The organism is Alteromonas macleodii, from assembly GCF_903772925.1.
GTDB lineage: Bacteria > Pseudomonadota > Gammaproteobacteria > Enterobacterales > Alteromonadaceae > Alteromonas > Alteromonas macleodii_A.
On sequence record NZ_LR812090.1, the window covers coordinates 2,305,615 to 2,323,383 of the forward strand.

The 17,769-nt window shown below is 43.2% G+C and carries 14 protein-coding genes; all 14 read left to right on the forward strand.

All coding sequences use genetic code 11. The annotated features are described in order from the left end of the window. The first annotated feature begins 67 nt into the window (after positions 1-67). Positions 68-1,951: a protein kinase domain-containing protein gene (locus PCAR9_RS09915; RefSeq protein ID WP_179983458.1), complete on the forward strand. Its 1,884-nt coding sequence runs from the start codon at positions 68-70 to the stop codon at positions 1,949-1,951. After that, positions 1,938-2,798, forward strand: coding sequence for an acyl-CoA thioesterase II (tesB, locus tag PCAR9_RS09920; protein WP_179983459.1), 861 nt, complete (start codon positions 1,938-1,940; stop codon positions 2,796-2,798). Before PCAR9_RS09915 ends, tesB begins: the two co-directional genes overlap by 14 nt. A gap of 11 nt (positions 2,799-2,809) precedes the next feature. Continuing rightward, on the forward strand, positions 2,810-3,334 hold the full coding sequence (locus PCAR9_RS09925) for a gamma carbonic anhydrase family protein (RefSeq protein ID WP_179983460.1): 525 nt from the start codon (positions 2,810-2,812) through the stop codon (positions 3,332-3,334). 512 nt (positions 3,335-3,846) lie between these two features. Continuing rightward, on the forward strand, positions 3,847-4,968 hold the full coding sequence (locus PCAR9_RS09930; RefSeq protein WP_232091170.1) for a pyridoxal-phosphate-dependent aminotransferase family protein: 1,122 nt from the start codon (positions 3,847-3,849) through the stop codon (positions 4,966-4,968). Between the two features lie 330 nt (positions 4,969-5,298). Further along, positions 5,299-6,012 (forward strand): SIMPL domain-containing protein, encoded by a 714-nt coding sequence (locus tag PCAR9_RS09935; protein WP_179983461.1) that lies wholly within the window; start codon positions 5,299-5,301, stop codon positions 6,010-6,012. Between the two features lie 12 nt (positions 6,013-6,024). Next, entirely contained in the window at positions 6,025-6,480 is a 456-nt protein-coding gene (gene msrC, locus PCAR9_RS09940; RefSeq protein ID WP_179983462.1) for a free L-methionine (R)-S-oxide reductase MsrC, read from the forward strand. A 2-nt stretch (positions 6,481-6,482) separates the two neighbouring features. Next, on the forward strand, positions 6,483-6,773 hold the full coding sequence (locus PCAR9_RS09945) for a hypothetical protein (RefSeq protein WP_118494789.1): 291 nt from the start codon (positions 6,483-6,485) through the stop codon (positions 6,771-6,773). Between the two features lie 16 nt (positions 6,774-6,789). Next, positions 6,790-7,458, forward strand: coding sequence for an RNA chaperone ProQ (gene proQ, locus PCAR9_RS09950; protein ID WP_118494787.1), 669 nt, complete (start codon positions 6,790-6,792; stop codon positions 7,456-7,458). A 3-nt stretch (positions 7,459-7,461) separates the two neighbouring features. Then, positions 7,462-9,504 carry a carboxy terminal-processing peptidase gene (gene prc, locus PCAR9_RS09955; protein WP_179983463.1) on the forward strand — a complete coding sequence of 681 codons (2,043 nt, stop codon included), beginning with the start codon at positions 7,462-7,464 and terminating at the stop codon, positions 9,502-9,504. 86 nt (positions 9,505-9,590) lie between these two features. Further along, positions 9,591-10,925: a sodium-dependent transporter gene (locus tag PCAR9_RS09960; protein WP_179983464.1), complete on the forward strand. Its 1,335-nt coding sequence runs from the start codon at positions 9,591-9,593 to the stop codon at positions 10,923-10,925. 73 nt (positions 10,926-10,998) lie between these two features. Next, positions 10,999-12,474: a Na+/H+ antiporter NhaC gene (gene nhaC / locus PCAR9_RS09965; RefSeq protein ID WP_179983465.1), complete on the forward strand. Its 1,476-nt coding sequence runs from the start codon at positions 10,999-11,001 to the stop codon at positions 12,472-12,474. A 47-nt stretch (positions 12,475-12,521) separates the two neighbouring features. Then, positions 12,522-15,131: an aminopeptidase N gene (pepN, locus tag PCAR9_RS09970; protein WP_179983466.1), complete on the forward strand. Its 2,610-nt coding sequence runs from the start codon at positions 12,522-12,524 to the stop codon at positions 15,129-15,131. Continuing rightward, positions 15,118-15,360 carry a DUF2835 family protein gene (locus PCAR9_RS09975; RefSeq protein WP_179983467.1) on the forward strand — a complete coding sequence of 81 codons (243 nt, stop codon included), beginning with the start codon at positions 15,118-15,120 and terminating at the stop codon, positions 15,358-15,360. Before pepN ends, PCAR9_RS09975 begins: the two co-directional genes overlap by 14 nt. A 340-nt stretch (positions 15,361-15,700) precedes the next feature. Further along, entirely contained in the window at positions 15,701-17,767 is a 2,067-nt protein-coding gene (locus PCAR9_RS09980) for a DUF1302 domain-containing protein (protein WP_179983468.1), read from the forward strand. The last annotated feature ends 2 nt before the right edge of the window (positions 17,768-17,769 follow it).

The following is a 17,769-nucleotide window of genomic DNA, read 5'->3' on the forward strand; positions in this document are numbered from 1 at the left end:
GCTTTGCTTATTATCTTGTTACCGCATAAAAGGCATAAGAATAATCCCATAACCGTGAAACAATGAAATGTCTCAGCTCAAAGGTTTAAAACACTTTTACATACCAGACGAACAGTCGATTTACTTGCTATCCCATGCGGATGCAAAAAAATTGAAAGACTGGGTAAATCTCTGTATGTCTCAACTTGCAGGGTTGGGGTATAGCGATATTGAGCTTTTAGGAAAAGGCGCATTTGGTTTTGCATTTGCAGGGAATGCGCCAAGTGGAGAATCACGAGTATTTAAGTTCTCGCGTATAACCTTGCCGCAGCATGTCCAAGACCGCTTAGAAGAAGAAGCTTTTATGCTTTCTCACGTTAACCACAAGTTTGTGCCGCGTTTTATTGAATATCAGCAGATACGTAAGCAATCAATCTTAGTTATGGGCAGAGCGCCTGGTGAAGATTTAGAAAAAGTAAGCTTGAAAACAGGCCCTTTGCCTCCCCGAATTATCGTGAAAATAGCCGTTCAAGTGGGCGAGCTTTTGTCGAGTTTCCGCCAATACAGCGAGAATGGCGAAACTAAGCCTATTGTCCACGGCGATATTAAACCATCAAATCTGGTCTGGGATGCCACTAATGAATCCATAGGCTTGATAGACTGGGGGTCTTCCGTCTTCGCTCAGACCGACATTGCTGGGCAATATGTGGGTAACAACGTCATGGATTTGATGTCCGGCGAACTTCATCAGACGAACGCACGGCTGGGCGACGTTTACTTTATTGGCGAAGAACAATTAAATGGGGCGCTTTCCAGCCCGCGTTTTGATGAGCAGGGTTTAGCTAGCACCCTATACGCACTAGCATCTGGGCAATCTTGTCGCTATGGCAGTAAAGTTATTACGCCATCATCCCTTGGTTTACCCAAAATGCTTGCCAATATTTTGGAGTATATGTTGAGTGATGATCCTGTTAAAAGAAGACAGGGTGGCGATTATTTGTTTAACCACCTTCATGTTTTAAAAAACATGGTTTTCACCCAAGACAAACAGACGCAATACACACCCTTAATACCCACTTGGCTCACTCATACTCTTAATGCTGATATAGAAACCGTCGTTTATAGTTCGCGCAAGTCTTATTTACGCCAACAGGTGCTGCTATCTGATTCTTTAGATGATAGAGACGTAGAAGAGTTACGCTACATAGACGATGCGCAATTTGACCGCTATTACAAAAACTACCTGCAAGGTATGGGTGATACTGAGAAAGCCTTCGTGTCGGCAATTAGCCGATTGGGGCGCTACCCAGTAGTAGGTGGTATGGCGGTGCGTTGGGAGCCAGAGGGTATTTATGTAGATTCCAGCTTGAATTTGTATGATGAAACCCTCAAAACTGCCTTTGATCTAGCGGTAAATAACGTCATCAATTTAGCGAGAGCCATACACAAACCAGCGGTATTTAAATGCTGTATGTTTAATGCGAAGAATACGCTTCATATTGAACGCGACAGCGAAGATGAAGACTTTCTGCCTGGTAATGACCTTTCCATTCCTTATGAATTGTCACGTGTTTCTGCACACAAAGATGAAAGTCGAACACACTCTTATTTTGAAGATGGCGACGACCCTGATGAACTACTAAAACTGCCGCAGGATATCATTGAAACTATTGTACAGTTAAACTCGATACACCACACTGGATGCATTATATTTGAAGCATTGCCTAAACACCTGAAGATACACAACTATTATACGTTGCTTGACCATAGCCAAGAGAAGCGCTTTAAAGCGTTATTGGCGCAACTAGTGCAACAAATCCCTAACATAAAAGGGCTAGGCATTTCAGGGTTTATGAAGTTACCCTATAAAGATACGCGCTTTTTTGAGCATAAAGCAAAATTGCCTGAAAAATATTATCCGCGAAACCCCAAAGCAGTTATTGAAGAGAACGTACAACATGTCCGAGATTAAACTATCATCACTATTTGAACTTGAAACAGTGGAAGCTGGCATCTATCGAGGTCAAAGCTGGGATTTAGGCTTTAGAGCTTTATTTGGCGGGCAAGTTTTGGGACAAGCTCTGGCAGCAGCCTATGAGACCGTATCACCAGACAGAGTGGCCCACTCATTTCATACTTATTTCCTATTACCAGGCGATGCTAAAAAACCGGTTGTATACGACGTAGAAATAGTAAGAGACGGAAGAAGTTTCTCAGCTCGTCGCGTCAAAGCGATACAAGACGGCAGAAATATTTTCTATATGACAGCATCTTTCCAAGTGCCACAAGAAGGCATGGAGCATCAAAATCCGACCATGCCTAATGTTCCTGGACCTGAAGAAGTGCAATCTGACATAGAGTTTTACGAGGCGAATTTCAACAAAATAGCGCGCCCTATGCAGGAAGCGTTGAGCTACCACAAACCGGTTGATATTCGCACCGTAGATGCAGCTAATTCATATCACTCAGCTAAGCGTGAACCTACCCGCTATATTTGGTTAAAAGCAAGAGATACCATGGATGCACAACTTGCCGTACACCAAGCAGCACTTGCTTATGCGTCAGACTATCATTTTTTAAGTACATCATTACAACCGCATGGCGTTGCTGTAACTGATAAGTCACTTCGCATCGCAACCATTGATCATGCAATGTGGTTTCATCGCCCAATTAGCATGAATGAATGGATGTTATATGCAATGGAAAGCCCATTTAGCGGCGGATCTAGGGGCTTAGTTCGCGGTCAGATTTTTAATCAAAAGGGCGAACTTATTGCATCAACCATGCAAGAAGGGTTAATGAGAAAAGTAGACGAATAGGGAATAAGCGAATGCGTTATAAGTTAGGTTCAACAACACCGCAAGTTCACCAGAGCGCTTTTATTGCACCGGGCGCTCACGTCATTGGAAACACTGAACTTCAAGAGGGAGCCAGTGTTTGGTTTAACGCGGTAATCCGCGGCGACATGGACAAAATAACAGTTGGTGAGAATACAAATATCCAAGACGGTAGCGTGTTACATACCGATGCGGGAATTCCTTTGGTCCTTGGCAAAGGAGTGACAGTAGGTCATAAAGTTATGCTCCACGGTTGTGAAATTGGCGATTATTCGTTGATAGGTATTAACGCCGTGGTGCTAAACGGTGCGAAAATTGGAAAGTTTTGTATTATTGGCGCTAATGCACTAATCACTGAAAATATGGAAATCCCAGACTACAGCTTAGTTGTAGGGGCGCCTGGCAAAGTTATCAGGACTTTTGATGAAAACGTAGAGCCAAAGTTAAAGGCCTCAGCAGACCACTATGTCAGCAACGCAAAGACTTACATGACATCTTTGCAACAGATTGATGAGTAATCATCCTACTCGCCATTTAATTTTTCTTTCCCCATAAAAAATGCCCAGAACAAACGTTCCGGGCCTAGGGGAATGGCTCATTGCTGAGCCGTGCGCTAACTTTTACAGGGAGAGTTTAAATAAAAAACTTTAAACGAACAATGAGTATAGTTTAAATTAGCTCAAAATATAAACAGCAATTGTGTGAATTTTATCTTACACCCTGATTACTAACCTAAGTATAGAAATAACCTTAAATATATCAATGAACTAAATGCTGGTCGGATGTGGTAAAAATTTTTAGTCAATTTGACGCACTTATTCACTCAGTTATACCTTTCCCACCTTCCTAACATTGAACACCCTTCACATACATAAAATCGAATGTATTGCATAGCGTTCATTCATGTTATTTATGTTCAAAACAGACGGTTGTTCCTTTTGACCAAACTTGTAGTATGACGGCATTGGTCATGCTTAAAAGGCAAGACACTCACTATAATAATTGGCTCTCTCAAAAATAAGGAAGGATTATGCAATCTTTTTCTACTTTTATACCGCCTGAGCGTACCTTGATGGGTCCAGGACCATCCGACGTTAATCCCAGAATACTAAATGCCATGGCCAGACCTACTTTAGGTCATTTGGATCCTCTATTTATTGAGTTAATGGATCAAACGAAACAGCTGTTGCAATATGCTTTTAAAACCGAAAATGCCCTCACTATGCCCATTTCCGCCCCGGGCTCTGCGGGTATGGAAGCGTGTTTTGTTAATCTGGTAGAGCCTGGTGATAAAGTACTTGTATGCATTAACGGCGTTTTTGGTAACCGCATGGTCGAAAATGTTGAGCGATGCGGTGGTGAAGCTATTACCATCAATAATACGTGGGGTGAGCAAACCGACCTTAACGCTGTTGAGGATGCCCTAAAAGCCAACCCCGATATAAAAATTCTTGCCTTTGTTCATGCAGAAACATCAACAGGTGTGCGTAATGAAGCAAAAGCACTCTGCGAACTAGCTAAAAAATATGGTTGTTTAAGTATCGTCGACGCGGTTACTTCGTTAGGCGGCATTGAGTTAGACGTTGATGGGTGGGAAATTGATGCGATTTATTCAGGCTCACAAAAATGCTTAAGTTGCGTGCCAGGTATTTCACCTGTTTCTTTTAGCGATAAAGCAGTTCACGTTATTCAAAACAGAAAAACAAAAGTGCAAAGCTGGTTCTTAGACATGAATTTGATTGTCGGTTACTGGGGCCAAGGCGCAAAACGTGCGTACCATCATACCGCGCCCGTTAACAGCATGTATGCGATGTACGAATCACTTCTAATACTAAAAGAAGAAGGGTTAGAAAATGCGTGGAAGCGACATGCTTCAGGTCACGAAAAACTTGCACAAGGTTTAAATGACCTTGGTTTAGAGTTAACCGTAGACAGTACTTATCGTTTACCTCAGCTAAATGTTGTCAAAATACCAGATGGCGTAGATGATGCAGCCGTGCGAAAGCAATTGCTTCAAGACTTCAATTTAGAAATAGGAGCTGGGCTGGGCGATCATGCAGGCAAAGTATGGCGTATCGGGCTAATGGGTTATGCGTGTAAGCCACGCAACATTGACCACTGTTTAGCAGCGTTGCGAAGCGTATTGAAATAGTACCGTATTGAAATAAACCAAGGTAACCAACCCCAAGTGTCTACTCTTACCTAATGTCTATAAAACGCCAACATGTTCAGCGAACTAGGTTATTGAACGTGTTGGCTTTCTTAGCTTCATCTTGTGAAGTTAGCCCATCAATACCCTTTGTTTTCTATTGTTAACAAGGGGCTTACCTTATAAATAATGCTGCTCGACGAAGTAGTAACTCTTTAGCTTATAGTTCAGTGCTAATATTTTCTGCATCGATTACATTCATACACTGTTCAGCCATATACATTTATTCTCAATAACACAGTGAATAAAGATGTCGTCTGAAAAGGAATCATTATGAAATTATTTACGCATACAAAACTAATTACGTTTAGCAGAGCGTTTTGGGCATCAGCAGTAATCGCATTGTCCGCCCCAACGTTTGCTCAGGCAGCGCAAGATGCAGTAATAAATGTGCAAGGCGTAGGCGCTGTAGAAGTGACACCAAATGCTTACTCAGTGAAGCTGGTTGTTGAAGAAGAGGGAGCGACTGTAGGCAAACTTAATACGCGACTAGATGCAGACTTGCGTTCTATCGTTAAGTTTTTACTTAATCAAGGCATAGATGAGAAGCATATTCAAAGTATGCAAGTGCGCTTGCAACCTCGTTATACCAATACACCACAGGGGCGACAGCAAGAAGGTTTCACTCTGTCTCGTGATATAACTGTCACCTCAACTGATCTTGAAACCTACGATAAAGTGCTAGATGGCGTGCTAAAACGTGGTGTTGACCGTATCCAACAGTTTAATTTTATTACTATTGGTGAAGGCGATGCATACCAAAAAGCACTTATTGCTGCAGTGAAAGACGCAAAGCAACGCGCCCACCTGTTGGCGAAAGAATTAGAGGTGGAAGTAGGTGAAGTAGTTGCAATCTCAGAATCTGGTGGCAATATGCCGATTCCAGTAATGCGCGCTGAAGCTTTTGCCAAAGACATGTCTATGTCTTTACCTGGGCAAGAGCGTGTAGAAGCGCGGGTTAATGTGTCTTTTAATATTGTTCAATAGCAGGAAATTCGTTTGAAAGAACAACAGTACAGCCGGTTAGTTGCCCAAGCAAAGAGCTTGGTTTCTGATGAGCATGATCTTATTGCCAATATGGCCAACATCAGTGCGCTGCTTTTCAATAACCTCGAAGAGGTAAATTGGGCAGGTTTTTACCTTTTTAAAGAAGAGCAATTGGTACTTGGTCCATTCCAAGGTCAGCCCGCTTGCATTCGTATTCCCCTAGGAAAGGGCGTTTGCGGTACAAGTGCAAGTACCAGAACCGTTCAGCGCATAGCAGATGTTCATCAGTTTGCAGGACACATTGCTTGTGATGCCGCGTCTAACTCTGAGATTGTTGTTCCACTTGTACTCAATGATAAGCTTATCGGCGTACTTGATATCGACAGCCCTGTTTTTGAACGCTTTAACGAAGAAGACGAAAAAGGGCTCGTCGAAATTGCTCAAATTCTCATGGATTCGCAGAAATAATTATGAAATCCAGTGTCGATATACACGTTGTTTTATCCACATTTGAAGATATGGAAGACTTTCATGATGACCCAGATGAGGCATCTGAACGTTTAAACTTTATTCTTCACGCGGTTTATGACAATGCAGAAGAAGATATTGAAACACAGCGTTTAGAGCAAATTTTGCACTACGCATGGGAATCTTGGCAACAAGATAAGCATTTATTAGAAATAGATGACGACGAATTGCTTGATTGGGTTGACCACACGCTGGCAACTTGGGATGATGCAAGTAACGATGAAATCTCCTGAATAATTTAGAAAGTTAATGGAATCACCAGAGAAGTTTACTAACAGTAAGGAAGTGATAGCTTTCCTTGCAGAGACCTTTCCGAAATGTTTTAGCATTGAAGGCGAGGCCCGCCCACTTAAGATCGGTATTTTTCAAGATCTTGCCACTCGCTTAGAAGAGGAGGAACGCGTTAGCAAGACGCTTCTTCGCTCTACATTACGTCATTACACCAACAGCTGGCGCTATCTTTATAGCATCAAAGAAGGTGCGAACCGTGTAGATTTAGACGGCGTTGAAGGCGATGCGATTGAAAAAGAACATGCTGATCACGCGCAACAGCAGCTTGAGGAAAGCAAAGCAAAAGCCGCTGAAAAGCGTAAAGCTAAGCTTGCACAACAGCCTAAGCGTAAAGACAAACGTCAATTTAATCGCCCAAAAGGTGAAAAATCTGCAAATTCGGACCATGCTGATAGTAAGCGCGGAACTAAACCGAAAAATAACAGACCAAACAATACACCACCTGCGAAATTGACCGACAGCGATTTACAGCAAGGTACGCAAGTTACCGTTAAATTAGGTAAAGCACCTATGCCAGCAGTAATTACCGAAGTTGCTAAAGATGGCATCCACGTTCAATTAGACTCAGGCATGGTGGTTAAAGTAAACGCAGACGCTTTACGTTTGGCACGCTCCAAGAGGTCGTAAAATATGAGAGACATCCTTCGAATTTCCATCGCCAGTGCTTTTCTTACCGTAGGGGTAGGAGCTGGTGCCGTTACGTCAACACCAGAGGTAGACGAGCTTCCTATTTTACAGCAGGAATCTCAACACAGTGTTGCGGCAAAGCGAGTAAGTGCACTTTTTACAAGGGCGCATTACAAGGAAATATCGTTGGATGACGCGCTCTCTGCTCGAGTTTATCAGCGCTTTATCGATAGTTTAGATCACAACAAGCAAGTATTGTTATTGTCTGACGTGGTAGGTTTTGAAAAATACCGCACCCTGTTCGATGATGCGCTGAGTAAAGGTAACCTTTCAGTTGCCTACGATATGTATAACGTAAGTGCGAAGCGTCGCATTGAACGTTACGAGTTTGCATTATCATTGTTAGAAAAAGGGCCATTCGATTTCGAAAAAGAAGGCGATAAATTCTTTTACGATAGAGAAGATGCAGATTGGCCTGCAAGTAAAGCTGAGCTTGATGAGATCTGGCGTCAACGGGTTAAGTATGATGCGTTGAATTTGATACTTGCTGACAAAACTTGGGATGAAGCGAAAGAGCTGCTTACCAAACGTTACACGCGAGCAATTAAACGTACAAAGCAAGCAAAAAGCGAAGACGTGTTCCAAACTGCAATGAATGCCTTTGCACGCACCATAGAAGCCCACACTAGTTATTTATCTCCGCGAAATGCTGAACGTTTCCAAATGGACATGAACTTGTCGTTTGAAGGTATCGGTGCGGTATTGCAAAGCGAAGATGATTACACGGTTATAAAAAGTGTAGTGCCAGGCGGTCCAGCAGACGAGTCGGGCGCAATAAAGCCTGAAGATAAGATTGTTGGTGTAGCGCAAGATGATGAAGAATTTGTAGACGTAATTGGATGGCGACTAGACGAGGTCGTTGAGCTTATCAAAGGCCCGAAAGGAAGCACTGTTCGATTACAAGTTGAAAAAGGCGCCTCTGAGTCTAAAACTACCTCGGTGGTTAGTCTTACTCGCGATAAAATTAAACTTGAAGATCGCGCCGCTAAGTCTGAAGTATATGTACCTGATACAGGCCCTCACGCAGGCGAACCCTTAGGTGTAATCACCATTCCTAGCTTTTACAACAATCTAAGCATGGATGTTGCAAAAGAAATAGAAAGCTTGAAAGCACAAAACGTAAAGGGCGTGATTGTTGATTTACGCGGCAACGGAGGTGGCTCACTTACCGAGGCCACATTGTTAACCGGCTTATTCATAGAAAAAGGCCCAGTAGTTCAAATTCGCTATGGTCAAAGCAAAGTGAGCGTAAATCGAGATACTGACGGTGAGGTCGCCTACGATGGTCCACTGACGGTATTAGTTGATCGCTATAGCGCTTCTGCATCAGAAATTTTTGCAGCGGCCATGCAAGACTATAACCGCGCACTCATTGTTGGCGAACAAACTTTTGGTAAAGGTACAGTTCAACAACACCGCGGCTTAGGCAAAATTTATGACCTTTACGATAATCCACTTGGCAGTGTTCAATTCACTATCGCTAAGTTCTATCGTATTGATGGCGGAAGCACTCAGCATAAGGGCGTTATTCCTGACATCCTTTATCCATCTGCTGTAGAGCCATCAGAGTGGGGCGAAGCTCAAGCTGAAAACGCACTTCCATGGGACAGTATAAATCGTGCTAACTATACGACATTTGCTGACGGCACTGCCGCATTGGACGTATTAACAGCCAAACACAACAAACGCATTCTGCAAAACCCAGAGTTTTCTTATATTTATGACGATATTGAAGAATACAAAGAAAACAAAGATAAGAACTTTATCTCACTGGTGAAGTCTGTGCGCGAAGCAGACAAGAAAGAGGCGGAAGAGAAATCTCTCGCACGTGCTAACGAACGTTTACAGCGAATGGGAATGGAAACTGTCACATCATTGGACGACTTACCGGAAGATATGGAAGAATTAGATCCATTCTTGGATGAAGCAGCCAACATCACCTTCGATATGATTGAAACAGGCCGTTACGCTATCACAAGAAACTAAGTGATTAGAGAAAAGGGCTGGTCTAGGGCCAGCCCTTTTTTTGTGTCTATAAATAAACTAATAAAACAATAATAAAGGGAAATAACATGGCTATCAGAGGCGAATTTTCCTCTCGAATAGGGTTCGTGCTAGCAGCGGCAGGCTCAGCAGTTGGACTCGGCAATATTTGGGGTTTCCCCACAAAAGTAGCGAGTAACGGAGGGGCTGCGTTTGTTCTTGTTTACTTACTCCTTGCATTCGTTCTTGCTTACCCAGTTCTCATGGCTGAACTTATTATTGGACGCAGTTCCCGTTCAAATATGGTTGACGCGTTAGGTAAAATATCAGGTAACTTCGCCGGAAGACTCACCGGAATATGGGGCTGTGTTACCGTTTCGCTCATTCTTGCCTTCTACGCAATTGTTGGTGGATGGATGCTAGTTTATTTCGCCGATGCTGCTGTTAGTTTAGTCGGATTAAGCGATGTAAGCGACTGGTTGCTTACTTCATCGGTTACGCGTAACATTATTTTTTGCTTTTTATTCATGGGGTTAACCGCATTTATCGTTGTTGGTGGTGTAAAGTCAGGTATTGAGAAGTGGTCAGTACGACTTATGCCAACTTTGGTTATATTAATCCTCGCGCTTATTGTTTACGTAAGCCTTCAGCCCGGTGCAGTCGAAGGTTGGTCAGCTTATCTAGTGCCTGACTTCTCCCGTGTTCTCGACCCAGAACTACTAATCAATGCAATGGGGCAAGCGTTTTTCTCAATGTCATTAGGTGTAGGTACTATGCTGGTCTACGGCTCATACCTCAGCAAAAATGAAAACTTACCGTCCATTGGTGCTTCTGTTGCTTTAGTTGACATTGGGGTAGCCGTTATTGCTGGTATGCTTATTATTCCAGCTATGTACGTTGCGCTGAATAACGGCGTCGAAATCTTTACGCCAGAAGGCGCGTTAATTCAAGGCGATACACTAATTTTTAAAGTACTGCCCGCGCTTTTTGACACCATAGGTACTGTAGGGCTTTTTGTTGCTTTTACTTTCTTCGCATTAATGGCTATCGCAGCGGTAACCTCTTCTATATCGATGTTGGAAGTGCCGGTTGCCTTTATGGTGGAAAGCAAAGGTCTACAGCGTAAAAAAGCAGTTGTGCTAATGGCTTCGATTATCTTTTTATTAAGCTGCATCATTATTTTAAATTTCGAAACCTTGTTTGGCCTTGTAATCGCACTAACCACAGAGTACAGCCAGCCACTGCTTGGGCTAGCGTTATGTATTTTTGCCGGTTGGGTATGGCGTAGAGACGCAATACTGGAAGAACTCAAGCAAGGCGATCAGTATGCTGAGCACAGTATATTCTGGAAAATTTGGCCTTGGTACGTGCGCTTTGTATGCCCGGTTATCATCGCGCTAATGTTCTATCGCTCAGTGTTCTAAAGCACTAAAAGTTGCAGCAAGCAGCACGTTTAACGCGTTATAAATACAATAAAAAAGGTTTTTAAAAACGACAATGACGAATAAAGAGATAAAAACGCCGTCACTACTCGATGCAATACTTCCTATTCTTGCGCTAGTGGTCATGATGGGAAGTGCGGTTTACCTGTTTGCGGATAATTCATCATACGGTCCGAACCAAATTGCGTTACTTTTGGCAATGGGCCTAGCTGCTATTATCGGCATGAAAAATGGGTACAGCTGGAAAACGATAGAGAAGGGTATCGTAGATGGAATTTCCATGTCTCTGGGGGCCTGCCTAATATTGTTAGCCGTAGGCTCACTCATTGGTACATGGATGCTTGCCGGCACAGTGCCTACGCTTATTTATTTTGGTTTAGAGCTACTAAACCCATCGTTTTTCTACGCCGCTGCATGTTTAATCTGTGCGGTAGTTGCTATGAGTATTGGTAGTTCTTGGACTACCGCAGCAACGGTAGGTGTGGCATTAATGGGTGTATCAGCGGGAATGGAAATGTCAGCTGCTATTACGGCTGGCGCTGTTGTCTCTGGTGCGTATTTTGGCGACAAAATTTCGCCATTATCTGAGACCACTAACTTAGCTCCCGCTGTTGCAGGCACTGATTTGTTCGAGCATATCCGCTATATGCTGTGGACGACCATTCCAAGCTTTGTCATTGCCCTTGTATTATTCACTGTCCTTGGCTTTAGCGAAGTAGGTGAAGCTAAAGCAGAGCGTATTGAACAAATGCAACTACTGCTTAATGACTCTTTTGACTTGGGCTGGCATTTGCTAATTCCTCTTGCCGTTCTACTTACTTTAGCAATTAAGAAAATGCCGGCTTTCCCAGCGGTTTTCATTGGCGCTTTGTTAGGGGGCGTTTGGGCTGTCGTGTTTCAATGGGATGTAGTTACATCTATGGCAAGTAGCGATGACTCTGCAAACATTGGCGCGTTGAAAGTTGTGTGGACAGCGCTATTTGATGGGGTGAGCTTTTCTACGCCAGATGAAAATTTAAATAGCTTGCTGTCTCGCGGCGGCATGTCATCTATGCTAAATACAATTTGGCTTATCATTTGTGCTATGTCTTTTGGAGCCGTTCTTGAGCGTGTAGGTCTGTTAAAACGTGCCGTGTCTGCCATATTAATTGGCGCTAAGTCAGCCGGTGATATGGTAAGTCGAACCATTCTTACGTGTTTTGGAACTAACCTTGTAACGGCCGATCAATATATTTCTATCGTTATGCCAGGCCGCATGTACAAAGAAGAATTTAAAAAGCGAGGGTTAGACCAGCTTAACCTTTCTCGTAGTCTTGAAGACGGTGGTACACTTACATCTCCGCTAATTCCTTGGAACACCTGTGGTGCCTACATGCACAGTGTTTTATTGGTAAACCCATTTGATTATGTGTTCTATGCATTCTTTAACGTAATCAACCCGATCCTTGCTGTTGTGTATGCGTACTTAGGTATTAAGATTCTACGTATTACACCACCACACGTTGAAGTTAACAGTAAAGAAACGGTTTAACCAAACGTTCCAAATAAACCCACGTAGGCTTTCTTTTAGGAGGATCTATGTCAGTTCAAGCTAAACGCCGGGCGGATTATCAGCCGCCCGCTTTTTCAATAGCGACAGTTGACCTACATATTACGCTACATCCAACGCAAACGCAGGTTATCAGTACATTATCCGTAACTCGTAATGGAAAACATACCGGCCCTTTAATTCTAGATGGCGATAACTTGTCGCTAAACGCTATTGCTATTAACGGTGATACTTTATCTGATAAAGAATATACAGTGTCAGATACATCGTTAAGCATTGCTACTCATCTCGATGAATTTACCTTAGAAATTACTAACACCATTGCGCCTGAACAAAATAAAGCCCTTGAAGGCTTGTACTTATCGGGCGGCGCTTATTGCACGCAATGTGAAGCGGAAGGGTTTCGCCGAATTACCTATTTTATGGACCGCCCTGACGTTTTGTCCGTTTACACGGTTACTGTGGTTGCTGACAAATCAGTGCCTATGCTACTTGCCAACGGCAACTCGGTAGATAAAGGGGATATCGATGAAAACACCCATTTCGTGAAATGGCACGACCCGCATCCCAAACCTTGCTACCTTTTTGCATTGGTTGCCGGTGATTTCGATTTACTAACCGATAGCTACACAACGACAAGCGGTAAGGAAGTTGCGCTAGAGTTGTATGTCGACAAAGGCAAAAAGTCCCAAGGCGTATTCGCTTTAGAGTCTCTTAAACGAGCGATGAAATGGGACGAAGATGTTTTTGGGCTAGAGTACGATTTAGATATCTACATGATTGTTGCCGTCGACTTCTTTAATATGGGAGCAATGGAAAACAAAGGTTTAAACGTCTTTAATAGTAAGTTTGTTTTAGCCGACCAAAAAAGTGCGACTGACGATGACTTCTTCAATGTAGAGTCTGTTATTGCACACGAATATTTCCACAATTGGACTGGAAATCGGGTTACATGTCGCGATTGGTTCCAACTAAGCCTCAAAGAAGGGCTTACCGTTTTCAGAGACCAACAGTTTAGCGCTGACATGACCTCGGCACTAAGTAACCGTATTAAGCATGTTCGCGTAATGCGAGAACATCAGTTTGCTGAAGACGCCAGCGCAATGAGTCACCCAATTCGTCCTGAAGAAGTAATTGAAATGAATAACTTCTACACGGTAACAGTTTATGACAAGGGCGCTGAAGTCATTCGCATGTTCCACACCTTACTTGGTCCTGATGGATTCAGACGAGGTATGGATGAGTACTTCAGAAGGCACGATGGTCAAGCGGTCACGTGCGATGACTTTATTTCAGCCATGCAGTCAGCGACTGATTTAGATTTAACTCAATTTACACGCTGGTATAGTCAATCTGGTACGCCTGTCATCTCTGTTAAGCACAGTACAGAAGCTAGCGACAACGAGACTATCAGACATACCTTTACTTTGACGCAACACACGCCCGTTACTTCAGATCAAAGTGAAAAGCTTCCCCTTTATATCCCAGTGAATATTGAGATAATTGATAAAGAGGGCAATACCTATACTGACAACGAATCGTTTATCGATGACGGTATGGTTATTTTGAAAGATGCCTCAATGCGTTTAACCGTAGATGCTAAACATAGTGAATTAACACCGGTAGTGTTAGGTAACTTTTCAGCGCCAGCCAAAGTTGAAAACCCGCTAGATACAGAATCATTACTTACCATTTTTAAACATGCGAAAGATCCATTCAATCGCTGGGACGCAATGCAAGCCTTGTATGACCGCTGTATAAAGCAGTTGGAAGAATCTCCGGGCTCTGCCATTAGTAACGATATTTGGAATGGTATCAAGCAGGCTATAGCTCAGGAGCAGAATAACCTGGAACTACTTGGCGAATGTTTAGTTATTCCTTCTTTTGAGACCTTGTGTCAAAGTCGTAGCAATATCACTGTGTCCGCGCTCTCAAAAGCTCGAAAGGCATTTTGTGACCAGTTTTCTCGCGCGCTAGAGCAAGAACTGTTTGCTGTGTTCAACAACATTGAACAAAGCGCATACAGCTACACGCAAAATGCAATCAATCAGCGCCGTTGCAGAAATGTGGTGCTTGCGCATGTAGCACGCTTACCTCAATACGAAGACCTCGTCGTGTCGCAATTTGATAATGCAGATAACATGACCGATACACTTGGAGCATTGAGAAGTGCGCAACACTGCAGTTCTGCCACATTCGATAGCTTGATGGCTCAATTTGAACAAACGTGGAAACACGACCCACTCGTACTAGATAAATGGTTTGCGCTTCATGCAACGCAAAATCGCGAAAATATCTTTGCCACCATCACAATGCTTTGTGAGCACCCGCAATTTGCAATGAGCAATCCAAACCGTGTTCGCTCAGTCATTGGCAGTTTTGCGTTTTATAATAGCGAAAGGTTCCATGCTGCAGATGGGAGCGGTTATAAGTTTGTAACTGACTATTTGCTTAAGCTGGATGCAGTCAACCCGCAAGTTGCGGCTCGTATAGTTACACCGTTAACCCAGTGGCAGGGTTTCGCTAGTGAACACCAAGTTCATATGAAGCAGCAACTTGGCCGCTTACTTAACCACAAGGGCCTAAGTAAAGACTTGTTTGAAAAAGTAAGTAAAAGTCTTGCTTATGAAAAGCATTAACGCATCAGACTCCGTCTTTTATTTTTCAATAAACGCACCTTACAAACAATGTGAGGTGCTTTATGCCCCGTCTATGCCAGATGTGGTCATGTTAAGTGAATCCGGTCTAAGTGTTCAGGTACCTACGAATCGGCTTCGCCAATTTGTCACATCGAACGGTATCAAAGGCCGTTTCAGAATGGTCATTGACGCTAATAAAAAAATTAAATCTTTTGAAAGGCTCGGATAGGGCCTTTTTATTTTCTCACAGCTGTAACTTACGCAATACTACAACTGCCTGCACATCTTAGGTTCAAGGTCTTCACAAATACGCCACACTCTTCAAAAAGCGACTTAACGATAAATCGAATTATCGCTCGTTAAACTTGTACAATTTTCCTGCAAGTTTATAAATGCCTTTTATACTCACAATAAAGCAATAACTATTTGATACGACTAATGTTGTAAATTTTGTTAACTGGTAGGATTAGTTCTTGCGGTTATGGCAAAATGATGTAATGATTTTGTTAATCGTTATGGTTGGTCATGATGTCACGTATTAAGTCACATCGACTTGGGAGTATAAAAATATGAAAAACGGGCCTAGCGCTTTTAAGATATCACCGGTAGCAGCGGGAGTTCTCTCTCTGTTAGGTGCTGCTGCAGTACCAGTACACGCTGCAAATTGGCAAGTAGGTGATGTAAGTATTTCTTTAGATTCGACATTTACATTAGCTACAAGTATTCGAACAGAGGCAAGAGATTACGACCTTATTGGTAACAGTAACCATCCTCAGTTTGACTGGAGCGGTTATCACGCAGCTTTCAATCCTTTATACCCAAGTGGCGATGTGTGGGGGTTAGCAGATGGTGCGTATTCAACGAATGGTGACCTCGGTAACCTAGCGCACGATCCAGGCGATGCGTTCGCAACGCAGGTTTCAGGCTCACATGAATTAGATATTAACTTCGGCGACTATGGTTTCTTCGCTCGGGGTTTCTGGTTCTATGATTTCGAGCAAATGGATGGTGACCGTCCTTACTCTAACCCAATAACGGGCAACCAATACGATCTTTGTCAAGACCCAGAGGCGGAAGACCTTTTATGTACAGATGTTCGTTTGTATGATGCTTTCTTCTATGGCGACTGGTGGATTGGCGACAAGCCACTAACGCTTCGTGTTGGCCGCCAAGTAATAAGTTGGGGTGAAAGTACGTTCATCCAGCATGGTATCAACACGACCAACCCTGTGGATGTAACGCGTGCTCGTGCACCAGGTGCCGAACTAAAAGAAGTATTCCTACCGGTAGGTATGGTTTATGCGTCTTTAGGCCTAACCGATACGGTGAGCATTTCAGGTTACTATCAATATGAGTGGCAGCGCAGCTGGCTTCCTGTGTCAGGCAGCTACTTCGCCGGTAACGACTTTGCAGGTGAGGGCGGTCAACGCCAGAATATTCAGTTAGGCTTTAGTGGTAACCCTGATATTGACTTAGATCACTTATTAACTGCTTTAAATGGTTACGGTGATTTATTACGCTCAGGTGCTGATGCTGCAGATATCTCTCAAGCTTATCTTGCTTACCCGACAAAAGTTGCAATTCGTGGTTTCTCTGATGAGGCGCATAACGATGCAGACGACCAAGGCCAGTATGGCTTGCGCTTAACGTGGTTTGCTGAGAATTTGAATGAAACAGAATTTAGTTTCTATCACATTAACTATCACAGCCAGCGTCCGCTTATTTCTGGTAAAACATCAGACTTTACTGCCGAAGGTATAGCTTCAGACCTTGCTATGTTGGCTGATCCAAGTATTACAATTACTAGGGACAATATCACAGATTTAGGTGCCTTCACGCAGTCTGAATTCTACTATCCAGAAGACATCAAACTTTACGGTATGAGCTTCAACACCAATATTGGTACTACAGCTCTTGCGGGTGAATTTGCTTATCGTGTCGATGAGCCACTTCAAATAGACGATGTAGAGTTGCTTTACATGGGTATGCCTGAACAGTTAGCTAACGCAGGCTTACGTCCAGATCTTGAAGGAATCTCACAGCTAAATAACATTGGTAGAGCGGTTGGCCCAGGTGAAACCGCAGAAGGTTTCCTTTTCTCTGATACATGGCAAATGCAATTTACCGCGTCACATGTATTCGGCCCTAAATTTGGATCTGACAACTTCGTACTTCTAGGCGAAGTAGGTTATGTAAACGTTGTTGACATGCCAGACCCAGATGTTATTCGCTTAAATGCACCGGGTACTGCTCGTACACCGTCGCTTGAACCAATTAACGGTAACGCTCGTGAAGGTCTACACCAAGGCCTTTCAGACGGACCTGAGACTAACCCGTTTGCAACTGACGATGCGTGGGGCTATCGCTTATTGGCGGTTGCTGACTACAACTCAATATTCGCTGGTATGAACCTTCGAGTTCGCGGTACTTTCTCTCATGACGTTGAGGGTACTACGCCAGATCCATTATTCCTTTTCACAGAAGATGTTAAGTCTGCTGCACTTTCTTTCACGTTCGATTATTTAAGTAAATGGTCTGCAACGGCGTCTTACAGTGCATTCTGGGGCGGCATTGGTACAACTAATGCGCTATCTGACAGAGACTTCATTTCATTTAACATCAAATACGCAATCTAAGA